We start from the raw sequence: 23,049 nt of genomic DNA on the forward strand, positions 1-23,049 counted from the left end.
AAAGTGAGTTTACAACAGATGGTGTCATTCCAGTCTGGAATAACATCATTCTCTTGTCATCCAAGTAGCTGACACTGGTTTCCATCCAAAAGGGCAGTGCCCAGACACTGGGATGACACCCTTTTTACGCGAATTCTGGATTAAGGAAGGAAGAAAGTATAGGAAATAGAAGGCTTTTTGGATTTGATGGAATAGGAAATGAGAGTAGAAAAGATATGAACCAAAAAATTAACAGGGGATCTATGGCGAGTGTGTTCAATTTCTAGTCTATTTTTTAGGTAACCAAAAACAGTCTCAATGATAGCCTTTTTCTCAGTAAAATCTTCTCATTTAGCGAAATCAATGCATTTTTCATACCTTTTTTCACCTTGGTAACAAGTTTCAAACCTCGGTCAAACAGCTTCTGAAAAAGCTCTTTTGCAATATAACCTTTGTCACCAAACAAAAGGCCGGTTAATTTTTCCGTCAGATTTGGCACAGGTATCCTATCATCAACATTGCCTTTTGTTAGCGTAAGTGAATGAATTTCACCATTTTCATTGATTACCATATGTAATTTGAAACCAAAAAACCAGCCGTAAGTACTCTTGCTTAATTTTGCAATTCCAGCAAAAACTTTGTTTTGGATATTCTTTTTGCATGACAAACTGCAATGGGAGTTGTGTCTATATATGAAATTCCAGTGTTTTCTGACTGTCCACAAAGCCAATGCAACAACATTGCTAAATGCCACAAAACCCTAGGCTTTAGAGCAACAAACCTGGTATATGAAGGCAACTTTGGAAACTCTGATTTGTAGAGCAACGTTAGGTAATGTAGATAGAAAGTTTTGAAATTTTTACACGGAGATTGTTGATATAGCAGGATTATTGTCATGATTTCGGAGTGCTCAATTTCCGTTGTTCTTGTGGGTTTTTTACCATTTGGCAGTAGTTTACCTGCAAAATTTTTCTCTATATCTCTGCAAAAATCATCGACCAAACAAAACAGTTTGTTATATCTTCCATGGTTAACCTCATCTGTTTTTTTATAACTGCTGAGTTTACCCTGTTTTCTTGCCTTTTCTATTCTCCTTTAATCCAGAATTCGCGTTTTTTGGGTCCTTCTAAATAGCCTTCTCTTCCTGTCATCCAAGTAGCCCCTTTTCCTGTCATTCCAGTAGCCTCTTTCTCCTGTCATGCAAGTAGCTGACACTGGGATGACACCATTTGTTGTGTTTAACAAAGTTCGTACTTAGCTTCATGTTAGCTACAAACATTAAGAAATTTACCAAATAAAAAAAAAGGCAAAAGAAGCCCCGTGGTTATTATCCGCTTTAAAATATTGGCGTTTTTTATGTTTTAAACGCGAATTCTGGATTAAAGGAGAATAGAAAAGGCAAGAAAACAGGGTAAACTCAGCAGTTATAAAAAAACAGATGAGGTTAACCATGGAAGATATAACAAACTGTTTTGTTTGGTCGATGATTTTTGCAGAGATATAGAGAAAAATTTTGCAGGTAAACTACTGCCAAATGGTAAAAAACCCACAAGAACAACGGAAATTGAGCACTCCGAAATCATGACAATAATCCTGCTATATCAACAATCTCCGTGTAAAAATTTCAAAACTTTCTATCTACATTACCTAACGTTGCTCTACAAATCAGAGTTTCCAAAGTTGCCTTCATATACCAGGTTTGTTGCTCTAAAGCCTAGGGTTTTGTGGCATTTAGCAATGTTGTTGCATTGGCTTTGTGGACAGTCAGAAAACACTGGAATTTCATATATAGACACAACTCCCATTGCAGTTTGTCATGCAAAAAGAATATCCAAAACAAAGTTTTTGCTGGAATTGCAAAATTAAGCAAGAGTACTTACGGCTGGTTTTTTGGTTTCAAATTACATATGGTAATCAATGAAAATGGTGAAATTCATTCACTTACGCTAACAAAAGGCAATGTTGATGATAGGATACCTGTGCCAAATCTGACGGAAAAATTAACCGGCCTTTTGTTTGGTGACAAAGGTTATATTGCAAAAGAGCTTTTTCAGAAGCTGTTTGACCGAGGTTTGAAACTTGTTACCAAGGTGAAAAAAGGTATGAAAAATGCATTGATTTCGCTAAATGAGAAGATTTTACTGAGAAAAAGGCTATCATTGAGACTGTTTTTGGTTACCTAAAAAATAGACTAGAAATTGAACACACTCGCCATAGATCCCCTGTTAATTTTTTGGTTCATATCTTTTCTACTCTCATTTCCTATTCCATCAAATCCAAAAAGCCTTCTATTTCCTATACTTTCTTCCTTCCTTAATCCAGAATTCGCGTTTTAAACGCTTGACAAGCGAGATTCAGCTGCTTTTAATTGCAACTAACCTACGCTGCAAATGTTTAAGAAATTTACTAAGCAGAAAAAAAGACAAAGAATCCCCGAGTTAGCTAGTCTTTTACTATCTCTGTCGAGTATTGGCATTTTTTGATGTCTTGTAACGCTTTATAAGCGCGTTCAGCTTATTTAGATAAAAATCTAGATGTAGATGAAGTTTTGTAAAGACATACAGTATCTATATACTGCAAAAAATTGAACATAAGACGCCGATACATTAAGTAATCCTTACCTTTTAATCTGCAGATTGGCGAAAGCAAATACAATAGCTTCAGTTTCATGATAAGAGGGCTGGGGGAGTTTGTCAAGTAGGTTTTTATGACTTAAAAAGCCAGTGTCAAGCACTGACCACTTTTGCTTCAATATTTGCACATTAGCCACGCCCCTAAACAGATACGTGTGTCTCTTGACCAAAAAAGCCAATAATATTTTCTTTCACTTCTGTGCTATCTGTCATGTTATTTACTCTCACACGAAATTCAGATGAGCATTGAAGCCCGCTACTGTACCAACCTATGTGTTTGCGGGCCATCTTTATCCCCGTGTCATTTCCATAGTACTCAAGAATATTATCGTAATGCTCAAGTATGATGCTTAATCTCTCTGAAGCTGTTGGCTCAGAAGTTTTACTTCCACTGAGAAAGTGCATTGCTTGATTAATCAGCCAAGGTTTACCGTAGGCACCACGACCTATCATCACTCCGTCTGCTCCGGATTCTTTAAGAGCACTTTGAATATCACTCAAGTTTTTAATATCGCCATTTACTATAACTGGAATTTTCACTTGTTCTTTAACATTTCTAACGAATTTCCAATCTGCTTGACCGTTATAGAGCTGCGCTCTTGTCCTTCCATGCACAGTAATCATTTTTGCCCCTAAGTCCTCTGCGATTTTTGCTAAACGTGGAGCATTGCGATTTTCATCATTCCATCCAGTGCGCATTTTCACTGTAACTGGTATATTTACTGCATTGACCACAGCTTCAATGATTTCAGCAGCTTTTTTCTCATCACGCATTAGCGCTGATCCTGCATAACCGTTTACAACTTTTTTAACAGGGCAACCAAAGTTTATGTCTATAATTTTTGCACCCATATCCTCATTTAGTTTTGCAGCCTCCGCCATAACATCTGGCTCACACCCAGCAAGCTGCACAGCAGTTAATTCATCGACTTTTGCTTTTTGCAGACTCTGGCGAGTTTGCATAATCATGGCTCTGCTTGCAATCATTTCTGAGACTAACAAACTTGCACCAAGTTTCTTTACAATACTTCTGAACGGATAATCAGTCACCCCAGACATTGGAGCTAAGATTACCGGGGAATCAATCGTTAGATTTCCTATTTGCAGGGGCATAAGGTTAATGGTAATTCTTCATTGTAAACTATATAGCAACCTGAGCTGTATTCTGCACCCTTGAGGTAAGAGAGGTGTCCGTTCCTGGTGGAAGATCGCACAAAAGCCCGTTTTTTAAATGCTCTTTCCACCCTTCATCCTCCATAAGCGCTTTTGTAAACTCTCTTCTTTTCCCATTCAAATCAAATTTATATTCTGATAACTCTTTGTCAATTTCGTCAAATGATTTGCCTTCGTTGAGCATTTGTGTAATTTTATGAGCATTTTCTAGTGCGAATATGCCACAATTGCAGCCATCGTTTTGCTGCTTAGTTTTAGAGCTTCTTATGTTATCCTTTCCTATTTTCAAAATTTCTTCCAGTGCACTCACTATATTATCGGTATTTATTGGGACGTTAACTAATTCATCTTTCTTGTTCCGACACGTTTGTGCTGTCTCTTTGACATCTTTACTCATTTCTTTTTTTCCTTGCGCATTCAACTCACTAGCTTGATCAGTAAGAGGTGTAACCAATTCTTTAATTTCATTTGCAAGTTCTATTTTCTTACGTTGACTACCAGGACTTGGTAAATCAGCACTAAAAGAATCACAATAATAAGCTCTAAATTGTTTGTTATCTAAGCTGTATGCAACAACTAGCGTTACCCAATGATTACCACCCAAATTAATAACTGAAGTAAAATATCCTTTTCGAACTCTCTCGTTCTGCTTTATTTTTATATTCTCTCAACCTTTCACTCAAGGATTCAAGATTACCAGGAATACAGAAGAATACACCATCCGTAAAACCTTCTGAATACTTATATTTAATTCTTGCAATATGAGCAATATCATGTTGCTGCAACCAGTAAGCGTAATTCTTTCTATTTGTCTGATGCACAAGAGTGTCCAAATTTTCATGAAACTCTTTACCACCCAAACCACTATCCAAAGAGCTTCTACGACTACTGTTCCTTGAATCGGGTTCACTGCCTGGTACAATACCACTATCCCTATCAGGAATTTTTGGTCTTGCTTGCTTTTCTGGAGTCTTGCCTTGCAAATCTTGTAGTTCTGTATCTTTTTCTTTACTCTTTTCCCCCTTTGAAGCTCCTTTTCCATTTCCATTAATATAGTTCTTCGCTAATTTGTATGCTGTTGTAAGAACTACTCCCATTATAATCCAAATTACAGGATGAGAAATTAGCATAGCAAGTGGAAAGGTCAATAGAGGGGATCCTATTACCGCTCCTAAACAGCCAGCAGCGAATGTGGCTGCTAGGCATACACAAGTAGCGCAGATAACAAATTTCCCACCAGCAAAGTAAGTGCTCTCTTTAAATTGATTATATTTTTCTGTGATGCCCAACATACTATATCCTATGAACGCTAAGTTAATTAAATTTTAACAAATTCTAACAAAAAAATCAACCATAATAATTTTAGTAGTATGAGAAAATATTGAATATTAAGAGCTTTTGAAGTACAGTAATAATGTTAGTAATAGCACAATATATGCACGATATAGAATATATACGCAAAAACCCTAAAGGATTTGAAAAGGCAATGAAAAGCAGGGGGATAAGAGAGTTTACTGCAAAAGAGGTATTAGAAATTGATCACGAGAAAAGGTCATTAACCACTAAATTGCAAGATTTAAATAGGCAGCGCAATGAAATCACAGAGGAAATAAAGAAGCTTAAAATGAGCAAGAGCCCTTGTGAAGAGCAAATAAAATCATCAAAAAACATCACGAATGAGATAGAGGCAATTAGCTTAAAAGAGCAAGCAGAAAAGGATAAGTTAGTGAATGTTTTATCTAACTTGCCGAATATTTCTGCGCAAGATGTGCCAATAGGCGCAGATGAGAACTCTAATTTAGAGGTGAGAAAATATGGAGAAAAAAGACAGTTTGATTTTACAGCAAAATCTCATTATGAACTCGGAGAAAAATTAGATTTAATGGACTTCGAACAAGCGGCGAGAATTTCCGGATCAAGATTTGCGATATTAAAAGGACAGTTAGCTAAGCTTGGACGAGCGCTAATAAATTTTATGCTTGAAATGCATGTTAATGAATTTGGCTATACTGAGGTGTACCACCCGACTTTGGTGAAAAACGAGGCTATGTATAATGTTGGTCAGCTACCGAAATTTTCTAATGATTCATATCTAACTACCGACGAATTAAGGCTGATTCCCACAGGTGAAGTGGTTCTGACAAATTTGGTTACTGATAAAATAATAGAAAAAAAAGAACTGCCTATTCGCTTTACTGCGTATTCAGAGTGTTTTCGTAAAGAAGCAGGCAGCGCAGGGCGAGACACGAGAGGCATGATAAGGCAACACCAATTTGGTAAAGTGGAATTGGTGAGTATTACAACTGAAGACCAATCAAACGATGAACTTGAGCGCATGACGAGTGTTGTTGAAGAGATATTAAAAAAACTAGAATTACCGTATAGAGTAATGCTACTGTGTAGTGGTGATATGGGTTTTGCTGCACAAAGGACTTATGACATAGAGGTATGGTTACCTGAGCAAAATAAATATAGAGAAATATCAAGCTGCTCAAATTGTGGTGCATTTCAAGCAAGAAGGATGAACGCTAAATACTCTTCAGAAACTGATAAAAAGATAAAAAAATATGTTCACACTTTAAACGGCTCAGCTTTAGCTATAGGAAGAACGATTATTGCCATAATGGAGAATTACCAAAATTCCGACGGATCGATTATAATACCAAACGTGTTGCAAAAATACATGAGTAATGATACTGTTATAAGCAAATAATAATTTTGACATATAGAAAAGCGAGGAAATAAAGATGAAGGTTCTGGTTATAGGTTCTGGTGGACGTGAGCACGCTCTACTTTGGGCTCTAAAAAAATCTCCTATCTTGACTGAGTTATATGTAACTCCTGGTCGCCCGGCCATGGAAAATTTGGGAGTTCTTGTGGATGTAAATATTCAAAATTCAGTGGATGTTACACAATTTTGCAAGAGAGAAAATATAGAGTTGGTTGTTATTGGTCCAGAACAACCAATAATTGATGGGCTTGCTGATGATTTAGTTGCAGAGGGAATAAATGTTTTTGCTCCGAGTCAAGCAACTGCAAAGCTTGAGGGATCAAAGTCTTTCACCAAGGGACTATGCAAGCGATATGGTATACCAACTGCCAAGTACGAGTGTTTTGTTGATGAAGGATTAGCTAAAGATTTTGTACGTAGCAATAAAATAAAGTTTCCACTTGTAGTGAAAGCAAATGGAATTGCGGCAGGGAAAGGCGTGATGATATGTTGCGCAGAAAACGAAGCTTTTTCAGCAATAGATTCAATGCTAGTGGAGAAAAAATTTGGTGAATCAGGTGAAGAAATAATCATAGAAGAGTTTTTAATTGGAGAAGAAGTAAGTTTTTTTGCTCTTGTTGATGGGTTGAAAGTAGTAACTCTTGGGTGTGCAAAAGATTATAAGAGAGTTGATGAAAGTAATGAAAGCCAAAATACTGGAGGCATGGGATCGTACTCATCACCTTCAATTATAAGTAAGGACATGGAGCAAAAAATTATCCAAAAAATAATATACCCTACAGCTCAAGCATTGGTTAACATGGGTACGCCTTATAAGGGAGTACTCTTTGCTGGTTTAATGATTTGCAGAGATGGCCCAAAACTTCTCGAGTATAACGTTAGATTCGGTGATCCAGAAACGCAATCTATATTACCTAGATTTGATTCAAATTGCGATTTGTTAAAATTGATGTTGTCAGCTGCAGAAGGAAAGTTAAATGTCAAAATGGTGGAGCTTAATAACAAATCTACAATTTGTGTAGTTGTTGCAAGTAAAGGCTATCCGGGTGATTATCAAAAGGGAGAAGTAATTAAGGGATTAGATAAAATTGAAAGCATTCCTGGTATATTGGTGTTTCATGCTGGTACTAAATTAGATGAGAGTGGTAATTGGGTTTCAGATGGCGGAAGAGTGCTAAATATAGTAGCAGAAGGGAGCACTATAGAGGAAGCCAAAAGTAAGGTGTACTCAGCATTAAATTTTTTAGAATGGCCAGGGGGTTTCTTCAGATATGATATTGGTGTTAATGTTAGCTGTCGGTTAGCAGGTGGCTCACAGAAACGAAAACTTACTTGACAAACTCCACCAGCGCCCTTATCATGGTACTGAAGGTATTCAGTTATCTTCATCTGTGCAGATTAAACAGCAAAAAAAACAACGTACTTGGCGTCTTATTTTTAATTTTTCGCACTATGTGCACCTTATGTCTTTATAAAACTTTTAGGTTTCTACCTATACAAGCCGAAACGCGCTTATAAAGCGTTTAAGACAGTATAGTACGCCAATTTGAAGGATTAGAGAGTGAACACTAATTACCACGGGGTTTCTTTGCCTTTTTTTCTGCTTAGTAAATTTCTTAAACATTTATGACTAAAGGTTAGTTGCATTAAAAAGCAGCTGAGTCGCGGTTATTAAACGTTTAAAACATAAAAAAACGCCAATATTGAAAATAGACAATGACCAGGGCTTCTTTTGCCTTTTTTTCGTTTGGTAAATTTCTTAATATTTATAGCTAAACGACAACCGTCATCCCGCTGCTTGTTAGCGGATGAGATACCGTGACGGTATGACGTAGAATTGCTGTCATCCCGCTACTTGTTAGCGGCTGAGATACCGCGAATGAATCGCGGGAAACCTTTCTTACGCGAATTCTGGATTAAAGGAGAATAGAAAAGGCAAGAAAACAGGGTAAACTCAGCAGTTATAAAAAAACAGATGAGGTTAACCATGGAAGATATAACAAACTGTTTTGTTTGGTCGATGATTTTTGCAGAGATATAGAGAAAAATTTTGCAGGTAAACTACTGCCAAATGGTAAAAAACCCACAAGAACAACGGAAATTGAGCACTCCGAAATCATGACAATAATCCTGCTATATCAACAATCTCCGTGTAAAAATTTCAAAACTTTCTATCTACATTACCTAACGTTGCTCTACAAATCAGAGTTTCCAAAGTTGCCTTCATATACCAGGTTTGTTGCTCTAAAGCCTAGGGTTTTAAGGTTATATTGCAAAAGAGCTTTTTCAGAAGCTGTTTGACCGAGGTTTGAAACTTGTTACCAAGGTGAAAAAAGGTATGAAAAATGCATTGATTTCGCTAAATGAGAAGATTTTACTGAGAAAAAGGCTATCATTGAGACTGTTTTTGGTTACCTAAAAAATAGACTAGAAACGCGAATTCTGGATTAAGGAAGGAAGAAAGTATAGGAAATAGAAGGCTTTTTGGATTTGATGGAATAGGAAATGAGAGTAGAAAAGATATGAACCAAAAAATTAACAGGGGATCTATGGCGAGTGTGTTCAATTTCTAGTCTATTTTTTAGGTAACCAAAAACAGTCTCAATGATAGCCTTTTTCTCAGTAAAATCTTCTCATTTAGCGAAATCAATGCATTTTTCATACCTTTTTTCACCTTGGTAACAAGTTTCAAACCTCGGTCAAACAGCTTCTGAAAAAGCTCTTTTGCAATATAACCTTTGTCACCAAACAAAAGGCCGGTTAATTTTTCCGTCAGATTTGGCACAGGTATCCTATCATCAACATTGCCTTTTGTTAGCGTAAGTGAATGAATTTCACCATTTTCATTGATTACCATATGTAATTTGAAACCAAAAAACCAGCCGTAAGTACTCTTGCTTAATTTTGCAATTCCAGCAAAAACTTTGTTTTTGGATATTCTTTTTGCATGACAAACTGCAATGGGAGTTGTGTCTATATATGAAATTCCAGTGTTTTCTGACTGTCCACAAAGCCAATGCAACAACATTGCTAAATGCCACAAAACCCTAGGCTTTAGAGCAACAAACCTGGTATATGAAGGCAACTTTGGAAACTCTGATTTGTAGAGCAACGTTAGGTAATGTAGATAGAAAGTTTTGAAATTTTTACACGGAGATTGTTGATATAGCAGGATTATTGTCATGATTTCGGAGTGCTCAATTTCCGTTGTTCTTGTGGGTTTTTTACCATTTGGCAGTAGTTTACCTGCAAAATTTTTCTCTATATCTCTGCAAAAATCATCGACCAAACAAAACAGTTTGTTATATCTTCCATGGTTAACCTCATCTGTTTTTTTATAACTGCTGAGTTTACCCTGTTTTCTTGCCTTTTCTATTCTCCTTTAATCCAGAATTCGCGTTATAAATACAAGCTTATCTCTTGGAATTTCTGCAATTATTTCTTGAAACTTTTTTCTTGCTCCAGTATCCCTTTTCGGATGATAAAAAGTTTTTTTTATAGCTGTAACCAAGTGTTTTTATTGCTCGGTGTATTGTTGTTGGAGATACTTTTTTTCGCCATATCTTCGATAGTTCTTGTAAAGTTTTATCATTATTTTTATCGAGAAATTCCCTGAATTCTTCTTGATCTTTTATTATATGACTATGACCTTTTTGATAGCAGGTCCTCGATTTTATATCTCCAGTATCTTGTTTGATTTTTTTCCATCTGTAAATAGTTGCCCTACCTACTTTGAAGATTTCTTTTACTTTTACTACTGCCATTCCAGATTCCACTGCTGAAATCACTCTTTCCCTTAGCTCATATTGATATGGTGATGCCATCTATTACCTCTCTTTTGGTTTTTTCTACTCTACCATATCTCTACACCTTTGTCTCTACCTTTATGCATTAAGCTATAGCGGAATCTATACCGCGAATGAATCGCGGTATGACGTAGGAAAACCTTGCTTCTTATATTATGTGATTTTATTTTCCATAATATATATTATGTAATTTTTTAGTGTTTGAAAGTCATATTTATTATAATTTATAAAACTATACTTTCAGGACAAGGTATTCCAAGACGGTTTTTTTCAGGAAACCACATAATAAATTCACTCAAAACATCAGCTATATCATCTGTGTATTTAGTTTCAGTGTGGATCTTTTCAAATTCATTGAATATCAAATAATGAAAATTTCGATATTCTCTTTCAAGAAATATATGTCCCTGCTTCACAAATTGGCTACAAGACTGAAATACTTCCATTTTTGATCTCTTCCTTCTTGAGCCTAAAATCAATGTATTTTGCAGTAGCGTTCGTAAATCCGCTATAACCTTAAAACCTATACCATGTTCCTCTACTACTATGGCATGTAATCTCTGTTCGTACTTTCTCAAAAAGTTATGAATATCCCGTTCAACTGTAGCTGGGTCTAATTTTGCTGCTAGTAAGTCTACCCATACTGGCTTTGTTGCATCGCTACCTATGAAAGGCTAACATAGTTAGGATTATAAGCAACCTATTGAAAATCTTGTTTTTTTGCAATCAATCTGATCAAATTTAAGAATAGTAATTTGTTATTTGTATTAATAAATTTAATTCTATTGAAAATAGCTAAAGCATTGAAATTCTTGAATTTTAGCCGGATTAGTGAGTGGTAGTGAAATTTCTTTTACTCAAATTTAGGTATTCACTGACCGTTCTTGTTATAAATACCAGAATAATAAGCTGCTGATATTCTCTATCTTTTTTATCTTTAATCCATCATAGCTAGCGATGCAACAAAGCCACCCATACTCCACACCGTTTTGGTTCAAATGCTACCAGATCTTTATCGCCAATTGTCTTATAAGCAAAATCAATCTTCTTAAAGTATTTTTCATTAAATATTCGCCATTTTGGTTCTTGCGGGTCCTGCATATATTGTGACTGATAAACATAAGGCTCAGCTTTTTCCTTAATTTTCAATTCCTGTATCGGCAATCTATCTTCATCAATACTTGTCCCATCTTCAAGTACTGCAGGTATTATAATCTTTTCAAACTGCCGCTCTGATTTCTTCTCTAAATAGCCAAATATGTCATGAATACTAATTCTATGACCAATGACTAAAAATGGCGTATCAGCAGTGTTACGTCTTGAAGTTATGCATTCAAATTTTTGACAGCTGCTTAGTAACGATGCTCTACTAAAAACGCGAATTCTGGATTAATAGATGAGGTTAACCATGGAAGATATAACAAACTGTTTTGTTTGGTCGATGATTTTTGCAGAGATATAGAGAAAAATTTTGCAGGTAAACTACTGCCAAATGGTAAAAAACCCACAAGAACAACGGAAATTGAGCACTCCGAAATCATGACAATAATCCTGCTATATCAACAATCTCCGTGTAAAAATTTCAAAACTTTCTATCTACATTACCTAACGTTGCTCTACAAATCAGAGTTTCCAAAGTTGCCTTCATATACCAGGTTTGTTGCTCTAAAGCCTAGGGTTTTGTGGCATTTAGCAATGTTGTTGCATTGGCTTTGTGGACAGTCAGAAAACACTGGAATTTCATATATAGACACAACTCCCATTGCAGTTTGTCATGCAAAAAGAATATCCAAAAACAAAGTTTTTGCTGGAATTGCAAAATTAAGCAAGAGTACTTACGGCTGGTTTTTTGGTTTCAAATTACATATGGTAATCAATGAAAATGGTGAAATTCATTCACTTACGCTAACAAAAGGCAATGTTGATGATAGGATACCTGTGCCAAATCTGACGGAAAAATTAACCGGCCTTTTGTTTGGTGACAAAGGTTATATTGCAAAAGAGCTTTTTCAGAAGCTGTTTGACCGAGGTTTGAAACTTGTTACCAAGGTGAAAAAAGGTATGAAAAATGCATTGATTTCGCTAAATGAGAAGATTTTACTGAGAAAAAGGTCTATCATTGAGACTGTTTTTGGTTACCTAAAAAATAGACTAGAAATTGAACACACTCGCCATAGATCCCCTGTTAATTTTTTGGTTCATATCTTTTCTACTCTCATTTCCTATTCCATCAAATCCAAAAAGCCTTCTATTTCCTATACTTTCTTCCTTCCTTAATCCAGAATTCGCGTTAGAGGGTGATCTTCATTGATTGCCTCACGAATAAGATTTTTTGTGCTTTTTTCATCTTCTATTTCCATTTTTCTCCTTGTATTTTAAATACTCCGTCCATATAACTTTAATTAGCTATATCTAATCCTTTGTCTTCTTTTTTTCAATATACCTACATATCAGAATGGACAATTCATATAGAATCAGCATTGGTATTGCAAGCCCTACTTGGCTTAATACATCAGGTGGAGTTAAGATTGCAGCAATAATAAAAATTACCACTATTGCGATTCTACGTTTATTTGACAAACTTTGTGCAGTCAGTAGCCCAACTCTCACCATTAATGTGAGTATGACTGGAATTTGAAATGCAGTGCCAAATGCAAACATAAATTGGAGAACAAGGTCTAAATATTCGCTAACTGATGGCATAAACTCTATCGGTATATCGAAGGATTTACCACTGTGTTCGAAGTTGATAAAAAACTTCCAGGCTAAAGGAAATATATAGTAATAGACTACAGTAGCTCCCGTTACAAATAAAACCGGTGTTGCAATTAAGTATGGCAGCAACACTGCCCTTTCACTTTTATATAACCCAGGTGCTAAGAACATATAGAATTGCCATGCAAACACAGGAAAAGAGAGCAAAAGTGCACTCATTACAGCAACCCTAAGATATACAAAAAATGCCTCTGTTAAGTCTGTGTAAATTAAAGAAAAACCTTCGCTACCTTTTGTTGCTTCTATTAAAGGTGCAAGTAAAAAACGGTATATATTTTCCTTAAAGTAGTAACAAAAACCAAAAGCAACGCAAAAAAATAGAAAGCAAAAGATAACTCTTTTTCTGAGTTCCGCAAAGTGCTCATAAAAAGAGGCATATTTGTTCGAGTTTTCATTCATACTTTACTATGGCTCAATAATGCTATGTCTAACATTCTCAGCGAAAAAGCCCACTCATTGTCATACCACGCTGCAACTCTACAGATGTTGCCTGTAACATATGTACCAGTTGAATCCACAATTGCACTATAAGGGTTATGCACAAAGTCTATTGAAACTAAAGGTTCCGCACATACAGAAAGCACATTGCTTGCTGCATCCTTAAACATTTCATTTATTTCTTTAACGGTCGCTTTCTTATCAGTCGTAAATTTAAAATCAACCATAGAAACATTGCTAACCGGAACTCTGACGGCAGTGCCATCTAGCTTTCCCTTTAATTCAGGAATTATAGAACCAATTGTTTTTGCTGCCCCGGTTGTAGTTGGCACCATAGATAGTCCGCAAGCCCTTGCCCTGCGCAAATCTTTATGATTACCATCAAGAACATTTTGATCATTCGTGTAGGCATGTATAGTAGTCATAAAACCGCTTTTTATACCTAGATTGGAGTGTAGAACCTGCACAATCGGAGCCAGGCAATTTGTAGTGCAAGAACCTGCTGATATCACTTTATGCTCTTTTTCGAGCATATCGTTATTCACACCGTAAACTATAGTGACATCAGCATCCGGAACTGGAGCAGAGACAATTACTTTCTCTGCATTGTGCCTTATTGCTTCTTCACGCTTGTTAAATGCACCAGTACATTCAAGTATTACATCAACATTCCAAGGAATATTTTCAGGGCTCCGTTCTCTATATAAAGAAAATTTTCTGCCATTTATAGATAGCCAATTTTGAGACTCATTAAAATCAATATCACCACTGAATTTGCCATGAACAGAATCATATTTAATCAAATGTGCATGCTGCTCAGCACCGAGCGATCCGTTCACTGCTACAACTTCTATCTGCTTGCTATATTTTTCCACTTCATGGATAGCAAGCAGAACACTTCTTCCTATTCTACCCAGACCATTAATTCCTACACGAATCATCATCTCTTCATTCAAAAAATTTAATTATAGAGGATATCGCTTGATATTTCATTCTATTCTTTTGACTGCTAATTGGCATTTTATTCCTTAATATATTAATTATTTATCTTGATTGGATAACTATAGTACTATATTATTTCACTAAAATATTTAAATATTAATGATAATTATCATGGATTTAAAAAAATTAAAAAACTTACAACAAGATTTGCTTGGAATAATTTTTCTCATAGTTGCACAAGCTAGTGAAGAAGAAGTAAGAGATATGCAAGATCGAGCATTAAAGATTATCGATGAATTAAGAGATCATATTAATGATGATATAGAAGTGAATAATAATCTGAGAATGATAATTTTAGACTGCATTATCTTTTGTGATAGTCACGATGGTGTAAGGTTAAATAACAGATCTTTGTTAGACTTAGAAGAATTAAGATCTGGTCTGATAGCTGCAGCCGGAGCAGGAATTGGTGCTGCATTGTCAACGGCTTTGGTGAGAAGGGCGCTTGCTCCTGTCTCTACAAATTTGGAAGATATTGCAACTGAACAACCAAATATGCAAGGACAGAACAGATAGCTCTCCCCTACCCTTCTGTATACAAAATAGCAAGTCATAAAACCTTGCTATTTTGTTACTTTAAAAAAATACTTCCCCTTTTTAGAGAACTGCATATAATAGATTTGACATTGCAGTGCATTGTGCAGCTGCACGATGTCATCCCAATGCTTGACACTGGGATAGCTTTGTTGCATAGGACCTTAAGCAGTGATGGTTTACGACAAATTTATGTAATGATTTCAAATTTAGCCATACCAATATCAGTGAATTTGTTGAGCAAATAGCACTTAATTAGTAATTCTTTTTCACGATTTACTTCAGATTTATTCCTAAAGCTAAATCCAAATACTTGCTTCAACCTTGAGAAAAATCCTTCTATGTAAGATCTCTTTCCATAAATTGCTTTCTTTTTCCACTCTTTTACACCATCTTGTCCATATAATTTTATTAACCTAAGAACGCGAATTCTGGATTAAAGGAGAATAGAAAAGGCAAGAAAACAGGGTAAACTCAGCAGTTATAAAAAAACAGATGAGGTTAACCATGGAAGATATAACAAACTGTTTTGTTTGGTCGATGATTTTTGCAGAGATATAGAGAAAAATTTTGCAGGTAAACTACTGCCAAATGGTAAAAAACCCACAAGAACAACGGAAATTGAGCACTCCGAAATCATGACAATAATCCTGCTATATCAACAATCTCCGTGTAAAAATTTCAAAACTTTCTATCTACATTACCTAACGTTGCTCTACAAATCAGAGTTTCCAAAGTTGCCTTCATATACCAGGTTTGTTGCTCTAAAGCCTAGGGTTTTGTGGCATTTAGCAATGTTGTTGCATTGGCTTTGTGGACAGTCAGAAAACACTGGAATTTCATATATAGACACAACTCCCATTGCAGTTTGTCATGCAAAAAGAATATCCAAAAACAAAGTTTTTGCTGGAATTGCAAAATTAAGCAAGAGTACTTACGGCTGGTTTTTTGGTTTCAAATTACATATGGTAATCAATGAAAATGGTGAAATTCATTCACTTACGCTAACAAAAGGCAATGTTGATGATAGGATACCTGTGCCAAATCTGACGGAAAAATTAACCGGCCTTTTGTTTGGTGACAAAGGTTATATTGCAAAAGAGCTTTTTCAGAAGCTGTTTGACCGAGGTTTGAAACTTGTTACCAAGGTGAAAAAAGGTATGAAAAATGCATTGATTTCGCTAAATGAGAAGATTTTACTGAGAAAAAGGTCTATCATTGAGACTGTTTTTGGTTACCTAAAAAATAGACTAGAAATTGAACACACTCGCCATAGATCCCCTGTTAATTTTTTGGTTCATATCTTTTCTACTCTCATTTCCTATTCCATCAAATCCAAAAAGCCTTCTATTTCCTATACTTTCTTCCTTCCTTAATCCAGAATTCGCGTTTATAGTAACAACACAGCAAGCAAAACTGAAGCAAATCCTACAACAAATTTGTTTGACACTACTTTAAGCTTTCCACCAGTGACTTCTATTGTAGTTGCTGCAAGTTAATTTTATCCAGGAGAAATAGTGTAAAAACTATTTCTCCACTTTAACATCAAACTTCGAAAAGAACGGCGTAGGTTTAGGCAATGTTATGCCTGAACTTACGCACGCGTCGCACAAAGATTTTAAATCACGTTGCTCTTTCGGGATTTGCAATTGATCGAGTATCATTTCCGCTGACTTGGGAACGATTGGCTGCAATAAAATGCCAGTTATCCTGATATATTCCAGTAGTTTGTAGATTACTAAGTTCATACGCACTCTATCGGTTTTGCTTAATATCCAGGGTGCACTTTTGTCTATATAAGCATTGGCTTCAGAAGAGATGTTGATAATTAGAAGTATAATCTGGTTAAACTCATACTTTGATAGGTGATTCATCACCTGATCGAGTATAGCTTTGCAACCTGGAAGACTTTCTTCACCTTTAAGTAGGCTTTGATCGATTGTCGGTACAATTCCAGAACATTGCTTGTGTAAAAATGAAATTGTTCTTTGTACTAAATTGCCTATGTTGTTTGCCAGTTCTGAGTTTATTCGGCTGATCATGTTTTTCTTACTAAAGTTGCCATCCTGGCCAAAACTTGCTTCCCTGAGGAGAAAATAGCGTAGTTGATCAACACCAAACTCTTGAGCGAGGCCGATTGGATCTATGACATTACCAAGGGACTTGGATATTTTTTCTCCCTCGTTCAACCACCAACCATGAACTGCAATTTGTTTTGGCAGTGGCAGGCCTGCTGCAAGGAGAATTGCTGGCCAATATACAGCGTGAAAGCGTAATATGTCTTTGCCGATTACATGAACGTTGGAAGAGCTGTCACTTGCCCAAAACTTCTTATATCCTTCATCTTCTGTGCTAGGGAAACCTATTGATGTAAGATAATTGGTTAATGCATCTATCCAGACATAGATTACGTGTTTGTCATTACCTGGTACTTTTATTCCCCAGTTAAAACTAGTGCGAGAGATTGAGAGGTCAATGAGCCCTGATCTTACAAACGATATCACTTCATTTTTTCTGCTCTCAGGAAAGATAAAATTTGGTTGATTTTTATAGAGTTCCAGTAATTTGTCTTGCCAGTTTGACAAGCGAAAAAAGTAGCTCTCTTCTTTTATCCACTGAACTTCTGCGCCTGTTGGTGCTTTGCCATCTATCAGCTCTGATTCCTGATAAAATGCTTCATCACGAACTGAATACCAACCCGAATAGGAATTCAAATATATTTGCCCTCTCTCTTCAAGTCTATTCCATAAAGCTATAACTGCTTTTTTGTGACGTTCCTCCGTAGTGCGAATAAAATCGTCATACTCAAAATTCATGAACTTAGCCAATTCTTTAAATGAAACGCTCACTTCATCTGTAAATTCTTTTGGCTGCATTTCCTTTGCTTTAGCTGCTTTTTCTATTTTTTGTCCATGTTCATCTGTACCGGTGGTAAATTTGACATTTTTCCCAGCTAGTTTCATGAACCTTGCCACCACGTCACACAAGAGAGAAGTGTATGCATGACCGATATGCGGCTTATCGTTTATATAATATACTGGCGTGGTGATGTAAAAGTTCTCGAATTGCTTCATTATCTAGTGCTTAAAGCTTTATCGTATCTGTGCTAATAATAAAAATTAATATGTAGTACACTATGTATAACTATACAAACGTTTGTTTTAGAAAGCAATCCGCACAGCAGATGGTGTCATGAAAGTAGCTGACACTGATTTCCATCCGTGTCAAGGAATTTTTGCATTTCTATGAGCTACTTAGATGACAAAAGAAGAAATACTAGACCTTATACCTTTTGCACTCAAATTCACATAAATCATGAATTATACACGTTTCACACAAAGGTTTCTGTGCTTTGCAAACATATCTACCATGCAAAACTAGCCAGTGATGAGCATAAAGCAGGTATTTTTTGGGAACCACATTTAAAAGAGATTGTTCTGTTTTAAACACATCTTTTTCTTTCACAAGCCCGATTCTATTGCTCACTCTAAAAACGTGAGTATCAACTGCCAATGTTGGAATGCCAAGCCCCGAATTTAAGAACACATTAGCGCTCTTTCTCCCCACTCCCGGCAAAGACACCAAATCATCGAAATCAGTAGGCACTTTGCTGTCGTATCGTTCTACCAATATTTCACTAAGGCCGATTATATTTTTTGCTTTGGAATTATATAAACCAATACTGCTTATGCATTTTTTCAGCTCACTCTGCCCAAAGCTCAGCATTTTTTCTGGCGTATCAGCGATATTAAATAGTTCTCTTGTAATTTTATTAACGCTTACATCAGTTGTCCGCGCTGATAAAACTATCGCAACCAGTAACGTAAAATGATTGGTATAATTTAGCTCTATTTTTGGTGCAGGATTTGATTGTTGAAACTTTTCAAATATTAGTTCTACTTTTTTTGAGTCCATGCATAGAGCTAAAAGTTTATACTATACCGTAATATTCTACTATGCAAATTCAACCGCTTGAGGTCTAGGTGGCTGTTCAGTGTTAACATCAGACATATTAGTGTTCACTTCATCCAGATTTCTCTCAGCAAATTCGCTTGCTACCTCTGTAAAACACTTTCTAACAAGAGGCATAATTATTGGCATTAATAGCCTTCGTGGATCATACCGTCCTAACAGATCAGTTTCCTTTTGCACTCTATCTCTCGGATCTTCCTCAAGTAAATCTTTCATGTGTTTTTCAGTGTATATTTCACAGCCTTTTGAAAATGTAGGACTAAATATCTCAGTAGCTAGCAGTGCTAACAATGATAAAGTACCAAATATTGTTATGTCAACATAAAAACTGCCAGAGATAAAACCCTCTATCATTAAAGAAGTAAAAAAGACAGGCAAAGGGTAAAAAACAAAAAGCTTATAGCATAAGTAAATACAATTTATTCTATTTACATATTGATCAGTAGAAATTTCAGAGTTTTTGTATTTTTTTCGTAATGTTGTGTTAAAGCAGATAAAATCTCTGTCATAATAAGATTTAATGCTACTAGTGGCAAGCATAAACACATCAAGGTATCACTGGCAATTAACCAAGTAGGCAAGAAACAATAGCAATAAATTGCTTCAGCAAAAGCTAAAAAAAGTAAAGTATTTACTTTTTTCTTTAAAGTACTAGATAGCAAATCGTCTCTACGCTCTATAAACTTTTGCATTAGTGCTTGTTGGTCTTCCCTTATTAGACTTTCATGATCTCTTAAAGGAAAGATATAATTAAATAGTTGCATGTTAGGCTTCATTAAGTGCTCATCAAGCTCATTTCCCAGCTTTTTTACTTTATCATCGAAAAGTGAGCCATATCCTGTCCAACTATTTATATCACGAATTAATTTATCTTTGTGTTTCAAGTCCTCCTCTAGTGAGCTGCTTTTTTTTCTAAGTATAGAATAGAGCTCCACAAAATTCTTTCCTACAGCTTCTTCTTCACTAATTTTCAGTGTATCAAATAACTTTTTCCTATAATGGAATTCACGTGCTGTTAAACGCCCGTCGCTTTCAGCATCAACGCTAATTTTAACACAAGGGTCCCCTGACTTTAAAGGTTCAATATATGCATTTAATTCTTCATAAGCTTTGTCAAGATTTTTAAATCTTTCTTCATTTCCACCTTTATCAGGGTGGTGTACAAGAATCAATTTTCTATATTGTTTTTTTAAAACGCTACTAAGCTCTTGATGATCCTTACCTATAACTTGCTTAGCTTCTATTTCCAATACGTTGAACAGATCAGCATTATCACAAAACTCCTGACCAGTTAACTTGAAATGTTGACCCATTACTACATCTCACATAAATAAATTATATCTCTAGTATAATCTATTTAAATGTTTTATGCAATCATAAGAATGTTAAACGATCATTAAGAGAAAAACCCCTCTTTCCCATCATATAAATACAATTTATCCATCCTTACAACATCAAAATTGTGTTCTTCAAGTTTGATTAGCAAGTTATTCACATCACTATTTGTAATAGCTTGCTTTTCATTATTTGCGATAAACCTACAGGTTATTTGATCACTTGAAGGTTTTGAGTTTCCTGGCCAAATCGCAAGTCCTTTTGAGTATATTGCTATCATTTGCAGATTACTTGATTCAAATAATCCTACTATTTGATCAACATTACTGGATTTGTCCCAAGCGAGAGTTATATCACTACCCACTAGCTTTTTAACTTTGTAATCTTGTTCGTAATTATCTTGTACTTTATTTATTTTACTATCCGAACTACTGCCAATTATAAGCTCAGCAGTTTTCTTTCCTAGATTATCTATAACAGCTTCTGCAAATTCTTTGGTACCAACTTTCTGTTTACTTCTTTTCTCCTTATATAAATCGGCAGTGTGTATTCCATCCTCCAAAGTCTTGAGCCATGCATCGTAGATTAGTTTTGCAGTACCCACTTGACCTATGTAAATTAGCATATGCACTGCAGCATTTAAAAGACCAGAAGGATTGGCTATGTTTTTTCCTGCAATATCAGGGGCAGAACCGTGCACTGCCTCAAACATTGCGTATTCATTTCCGATGTTGCTACTTCCGGCAAGCCCCACAGATCCAGAGGTTTGTGCCACTATATCTGATAATATGTCGCCATACAAGTTCTCGGTTACTATAACATCGAAATTCTCGGGTTCTGTTGCAACACGTGCCATTCCAATATCAACTATATAATGTTCTGCCTTTATGTCCTGGTATTCCTTTGCAATGCGATCAAACGCAGCATGGAAAGTGCCGTCAGTCATTTTCATTATGTTATCTTTAGTCAGGCAAGTTACTTTTTTTCTGTTGTGTTTTTTCGCGTATTCAAAAGCGTACCTGCATATCTTCTCTGAGCCAGACCTAGTAATAATTTTAGTGCATTGGTAAGAGTCACCAGTGAGCCTATGCTCTATTCCGGTGTAAACGTCCTCTTCATTTTCGCGTATCACTACGATATCAAACTTACCGAATTTATTTTCTATCACAGGATGATATGAAATGCATGGTCTGATATTTGCATACAACCCTAGGTTCTTTCTGAGTGCTACATTTAAGCTTTTGTGGCCTTTACCTTGAGGAGTTGTTGTCGGAGATTTTAATAATATTTTTGTCCTTTCAATTGATTCCCAACCACTTGGAGAAATTCCGTGAGACCATTCTTTATTATAAACACGCTCCCCTATTTCAATAATATCCATTGAGATTTTTGCTTCCGCTTTGCGCAATATCGACAGCACCGCTTCCATAATTTCTGGCCCGATACCGTCACCATATGCAACTGTGATTGGTGTTGACATAACTTTCCTAGCTACAAATGATTTAATGTTAATTCAAATAATAGAGTGGCACAAGCAGCTTGTATTATCCAAATTAGTATATTTACGGTTATGTAATAAAATACTTTTATATTAGTCAGTAAAATATAAGTGGGTTATGGATACTGAAATAAATGTTAAAGTAAATTACGTAGGATTTACAAGGCGTATTGTAGCAGAAGTACTTGACCGAATCATATTTTTCTTCCCCTTACTTATTGTTGTGCTTATATCTTTAAGTAAAGATGATTTTCTTCAAGCATTAAAACAACCAGAAACAGTAACATTATTAGAAGAATTTTTTGTAACAGCCATAATATGGGTGCCATATATAACATTAAAAATACTAATGACAACAAGACTCGGCGGCACTCCAGGAAAGCTGTTGTGTGGTATGCGTATTAAAGATGCAAATACATTTAAAAATGTTACCCTAATGCAAGCAACAATAAGATACATTTTTAAGGACGGCATTTGGATTATTCATGATTTTCTGTTTTATCCGCTGCCTGATTATGTTTCTGCATGTTTTTTTATTATACTAATTTTAGCTTTATTGTTTGCAATATTTGACCAACGTAAACAGACCTTTTATGATAAAATTGCAAAAACAGTGGTAATAGACTATAAACCTAGTTGATATTTTTCTTTATAGGTAATACATGGATAAAAAAGTAAACTACTCAACGATGACAAGACGCATTTTTGCATTTGCATTTGATTATATTTTACTATATGCAATAACGTTCTTAATTGGGCTTGTAATTGGATCTATTTTACGTTCCCTAACACCCAACGCGGTTAAAATAATTTTAGACAACGCAACAATTATTAATGCAATAACACTTATATTGGCATTAGCATTTTATGCATTTACGATAATAGAATTTGGCGGAACTCCGGGACAATTGTTACTTCGCATGCGTATAAAAGACAAAAATATACTTGAAAAAATCACTATAACACAAACAATAATCAGAACAGGAACTTTTGGAGTGTTATATTTTATAATTTTTTATGCAATATTTAATATTTCTAGTCTATTCATAATTTTACCGATCCCAATTATATTGTTCGCAGCATTTGATAAGCATAAACAGTTCCTCAATGACAAAATTGCAAAAACAGTGATGATAGACTATAAATCTAGTTGATACTTTTCTTTATAGGCAG

Annotated in this window: 22 protein-coding genes and 4 pseudogenes; 9 read left to right on the forward strand and 17 right to left on the reverse strand. The window is 35.5% G+C overall.

All coding sequences use genetic code 11. From position 1 onward, the window contains the following. Positions 1-140: 140 nt before the first annotated feature. A pseudogene (locus AAGD95_RS03505) lies at positions 141-990 on the reverse strand (IS982 family transposase). A gap of 276 nt (positions 991-1,266) precedes the next feature. Beyond that, on the reverse strand, positions 1,267-1,431 hold the full coding sequence (locus tag AAGD95_RS03510) for a hypothetical protein (RefSeq protein ID WP_341818211.1): 165 nt from the start codon (positions 1,429-1,431) through the stop codon (positions 1,267-1,269). A 15-nt stretch (positions 1,432-1,446) separates the two neighbouring features. Between AAGD95_RS03510 and AAGD95_RS03515 the strand changes: the two are divergent. Beyond that, positions 1,447-2,296 (forward strand): annotated as a pseudogene (locus AAGD95_RS03515) (IS982 family transposase). Between the two features lie 457 nt (positions 2,297-2,753). Here the strand turns inward: AAGD95_RS03515 and dusB are convergent. Genes dusB through AAGD95_RS03530 form a run of 3 tightly spaced genes read right to left on the reverse strand, consistent with a single transcriptional unit; the run spans position 2,754 to position 5,074 of the window. Continuing rightward, positions 2,754-3,725 (reverse strand): tRNA dihydrouridine synthase DusB, encoded by a 972-nt coding sequence (gene dusB, locus AAGD95_RS03520; RefSeq protein ID WP_341818212.1) that lies wholly within the window; start codon positions 3,723-3,725, stop codon positions 2,754-2,756. A 28-nt stretch (positions 3,726-3,753) separates the two neighbouring features. Continuing rightward, positions 3,754-4,389, reverse strand: coding sequence for a hypothetical protein (locus AAGD95_RS03525; RefSeq protein ID WP_341818213.1), 636 nt, complete (start codon positions 4,387-4,389; stop codon positions 3,754-3,756). Between the two features lies 1 nt (position 4,390). Then, positions 4,391-5,074: a hypothetical protein gene (locus AAGD95_RS03530; protein WP_341818214.1), complete on the reverse strand. Its 684-nt coding sequence runs from the start codon at positions 5,072-5,074 to the stop codon at positions 4,391-4,393. 146 nt (positions 5,075-5,220) lie between these two features. On the opposite strand from AAGD95_RS03530, the gene serS reads away from it, so the two are divergent. Both serS and purD read left to right on the forward strand, forming a co-directional pair. Beyond that, a complete protein-coding gene (gene serS / locus AAGD95_RS03535) occupies positions 5,221-6,498 on the forward strand; it encodes a serine--tRNA ligase (RefSeq protein ID WP_341818215.1) in 1,278 nt (425 codons plus the stop codon). A 34-nt stretch (positions 6,499-6,532) separates the two neighbouring features. Then, positions 6,533-7,852, forward strand: coding sequence for a phosphoribosylamine--glycine ligase (purD, locus tag AAGD95_RS03540; RefSeq protein WP_341818216.1), 1,320 nt, complete (start codon positions 6,533-6,535; stop codon positions 7,850-7,852). Positions 7,853-8,367: 515 nt separating this feature from the next. Here purD and AAGD95_RS03545 read toward each other — a convergent pair. Next, positions 8,368-8,505 (reverse strand): hypothetical protein, encoded by a 138-nt coding sequence (locus AAGD95_RS03545; protein ID WP_341818217.1) that lies wholly within the window; start codon positions 8,503-8,505, stop codon positions 8,368-8,370. A gap of 15 nt (positions 8,506-8,520) precedes the next feature. Between AAGD95_RS03545 and AAGD95_RS03550 the strand changes: the two are divergent. Continuing rightward, a pseudogene (locus tag AAGD95_RS03550) lies at positions 8,521-8,967 on the forward strand (transposase). Here AAGD95_RS03550 and AAGD95_RS03555 read toward each other — a convergent pair. The 3 genes and pseudogenes from AAGD95_RS03555 to AAGD95_RS03565 all read right to left on the reverse strand — a co-directional run bounded on the left by AAGD95_RS03555 (position 8,964) and on the right by AAGD95_RS03565 (position 10,900). Next, positions 8,964-9,814, reverse strand: a pseudogene (locus AAGD95_RS03555) (IS982 family transposase). The pseudogenes AAGD95_RS03550 and AAGD95_RS03555 sit on opposite strands and share 4 nt — an antisense overlap. Before the next feature lie 115 nt (positions 9,815-9,929). Further along, positions 9,930-10,340 carry a helix-turn-helix domain-containing protein gene (locus AAGD95_RS03560; protein WP_341818218.1) on the reverse strand — a complete coding sequence of 137 codons (411 nt, stop codon included), beginning with the start codon at positions 10,338-10,340 and terminating at the stop codon, positions 9,930-9,932. Positions 10,341-10,546: 206 nt separating this feature from the next. Next, entirely contained in the window at positions 10,547-10,900 is a 354-nt protein-coding gene (locus tag AAGD95_RS03565) for a hypothetical protein (protein WP_341818219.1), read from the reverse strand. Between the two features lie 814 nt (positions 10,901-11,714). Between AAGD95_RS03565 and AAGD95_RS03570 the strand changes: the two genes are divergently transcribed. Then, positions 11,715-12,599, forward strand: a complete 885-nt coding sequence (locus AAGD95_RS03570) for an IS982 family transposase (protein ID WP_410542086.1) — start codon at positions 11,715-11,717, stop codon at positions 12,597-12,599. Between the two features lie 135 nt (positions 12,600-12,734). On the opposite strand, the gene tatC is transcribed toward AAGD95_RS03570, so the two are convergent. Both tatC and gap read right to left on the reverse strand, forming a co-directional pair. After that, complete coding sequence (gene tatC / locus AAGD95_RS03575; protein WP_341818220.1) at positions 12,735-13,496, reverse strand: twin-arginine translocase subunit TatC; 762 nt, start codon at positions 13,494-13,496, stop codon at positions 12,735-12,737. Then, complete coding sequence (gene gap, locus AAGD95_RS03580; RefSeq protein ID WP_341818827.1) at positions 13,493-14,479, reverse strand: type I glyceraldehyde-3-phosphate dehydrogenase; 987 nt, start codon at positions 14,477-14,479, stop codon at positions 13,493-13,495. Before gap ends, tatC begins: the two co-directional genes overlap by 4 nt. A gap of 157 nt (positions 14,480-14,636) precedes the next feature. Here gap and AAGD95_RS03585 point away from each other — a divergent pair, with 157 nt between their 5' ends. Then, positions 14,637-15,053 (forward strand): hypothetical protein, encoded by a 417-nt coding sequence (locus AAGD95_RS03585; RefSeq protein WP_341818221.1) that lies wholly within the window; start codon positions 14,637-14,639, stop codon positions 15,051-15,053. Positions 15,054-15,261: 208 nt separating this feature from the next. Here the strand turns inward: AAGD95_RS03585 and AAGD95_RS03590 are convergent, their stop codons facing one another. Then, positions 15,262-15,393, reverse strand: coding sequence for a hypothetical protein (locus AAGD95_RS03590; protein ID WP_265015624.1), 132 nt, complete (start codon positions 15,391-15,393; stop codon positions 15,262-15,264). A 202-nt stretch (positions 15,394-15,595) separates the two neighbouring features. Between AAGD95_RS03590 and AAGD95_RS03595 the strand changes: the two genes are divergently transcribed. Then, entirely contained in the window at positions 15,596-16,447 is an 852-nt protein-coding gene (locus tag AAGD95_RS03595) for an IS982 family transposase (RefSeq protein WP_410542088.1), read from the forward strand. 150 nt (positions 16,448-16,597) lie between these two features. Here the strand turns inward: AAGD95_RS03595 and metG are convergent, their stop codons facing one another. The 5 genes from metG to icd form a co-directional block, all read right to left on the reverse strand. Further along, a complete protein-coding gene (gene metG, locus AAGD95_RS03600) occupies positions 16,598-18,145 on the reverse strand; it encodes a methionine--tRNA ligase (protein WP_341818222.1) in 1,548 nt (515 codons plus the stop codon). A gap of 202 nt (positions 18,146-18,347) precedes the next feature. Further along, entirely contained in the window at positions 18,348-18,986 is a 639-nt protein-coding gene (nth, locus tag AAGD95_RS03605) for an endonuclease III (RefSeq protein ID WP_341818223.1), read from the reverse strand. Between the two features lie 39 nt (positions 18,987-19,025). Next, the gene (locus AAGD95_RS03610; RefSeq protein ID WP_341818224.1) at positions 19,026-19,421 is read right to left on the reverse strand and encodes a hypothetical protein; all 396 of its coding nucleotides are present in this window, start codon (positions 19,419-19,421) and stop codon (positions 19,026-19,028) included. A 50-nt stretch (positions 19,422-19,471) separates the two neighbouring features. Beyond that, entirely contained in the window at positions 19,472-20,356 is an 885-nt protein-coding gene (locus AAGD95_RS03615) for a DnaJ domain-containing protein (RefSeq protein WP_341818225.1), read from the reverse strand. An 83-nt stretch (positions 20,357-20,439) separates the two neighbouring features. Then, entirely contained in the window at positions 20,440-21,858 is a 1,419-nt protein-coding gene (icd, locus tag AAGD95_RS03620) for an isocitrate dehydrogenase (RefSeq protein WP_341818226.1), read from the reverse strand. A 136-nt stretch (positions 21,859-21,994) separates the two neighbouring features. On the opposite strand from icd, the gene AAGD95_RS03625 reads away from it, so the two are divergent. Next, a complete protein-coding gene (locus AAGD95_RS03625) occupies positions 21,995-22,516 on the forward strand; it encodes an RDD family protein (RefSeq protein ID WP_341818227.1) in 522 nt (173 codons plus the stop codon). A gap of 49 nt (positions 22,517-22,565) precedes the next feature. Further along, positions 22,566-23,030, forward strand: a complete 465-nt coding sequence (locus AAGD95_RS03630; protein ID WP_341818228.1) for an RDD family protein — start codon at positions 22,566-22,568, stop codon at positions 23,028-23,030. Positions 23,031-23,049 lie beyond the last annotated feature (19 nt).

This window comes from Wolbachia endosymbiont (group B) of Ennomos erosarius, from assembly GCF_964026905.1.
GTDB lineage: Bacteria > Pseudomonadota > Alphaproteobacteria > Rickettsiales > Anaplasmataceae > Wolbachia.

What these genes read in the sequence shown, in the direction of transcription:
- AAGD95_RS03615 (WP_341818225.1), bottom strand. Translation starts at nt 20,356, where the DNA reads ATGGGTCAACATTTCAAGTTAACTGGTCAGGAGTTTTGTGATAATGCT.
- nth (WP_341818223.1), bottom strand. Translation starts at nt 18,986, where the DNA reads ATGGACTCAAAAAAAGTAGAACTAATATTTGAAAAGTTTCAACAATCA.
- AAGD95_RS03585 (WP_341818221.1), top strand. Translation starts at nt 14,637, where the DNA reads ATGATAATTATCATGGATTTAAAAAAATTAAAAAACTTACAACAAGAT.
- icd (WP_341818226.1), bottom strand. Translation starts at nt 21,858, where the DNA reads ATGTCAACACCAATCACAGTTGCATATGGTGACGGTATCGGGCCAGAA.
- AAGD95_RS03560 (WP_341818218.1), bottom strand. Translation starts at nt 10,340, where the DNA reads ATGGCATCACCATATCAATATGAGCTAAGGGAAAGAGTGATTTCAGCA.
- tatC (WP_341818220.1), bottom strand. Translation starts at nt 13,496, where the DNA reads ATGAATGAAAACTCGAACAAATATGCCTCTTTTTATGAGCACTTTGCG.
- AAGD95_RS03625 (WP_341818227.1), top strand. Translation starts at nt 21,995, where the DNA reads ATGGATACTGAAATAAATGTTAAAGTAAATTACGTAGGATTTACAAGG.
- purD (WP_341818216.1), top strand. Translation starts at nt 6,533, where the DNA reads ATGAAGGTTCTGGTTATAGGTTCTGGTGGACGTGAGCACGCTCTACTT.
- AAGD95_RS03510 (WP_341818211.1), bottom strand. Translation starts at nt 1,431, where the DNA reads ATGGTTAACCTCATCTGTTTTTTTATAACTGCTGAGTTTACCCTGTTT.
- serS (WP_341818215.1), top strand. Translation starts at nt 5,221, where the DNA reads ATGCACGATATAGAATATATACGCAAAAACCCTAAAGGATTTGAAAAG.
- dusB (WP_341818212.1), bottom strand. Translation starts at nt 3,725, where the DNA reads ATGCCCCTGCAAATAGGAAATCTAACGATTGATTCCCCGGTAATCTTA.
- AAGD95_RS03630 (WP_341818228.1), top strand. Translation starts at nt 22,566, where the DNA reads ATGACAAGACGCATTTTTGCATTTGCATTTGATTATATTTTACTATAT.
- metG (WP_341818222.1), bottom strand. Translation starts at nt 18,145, where the DNA reads ATGAAGCAATTCGAGAACTTTTACATCACCACGCCAGTATATTATATA.
- AAGD95_RS03545 (WP_341818217.1), bottom strand. Translation starts at nt 8,505, where the DNA reads ATGGTTAACCTCATCTGTTTTTTTATAACTGCTGAGTTTACCCTGTTT.
- gap (WP_341818827.1), bottom strand. Translation starts at nt 14,479, where the DNA reads ATGATGATTCGTGTAGGAATTAATGGTCTGGGTAGAATAGGAAGAAGT.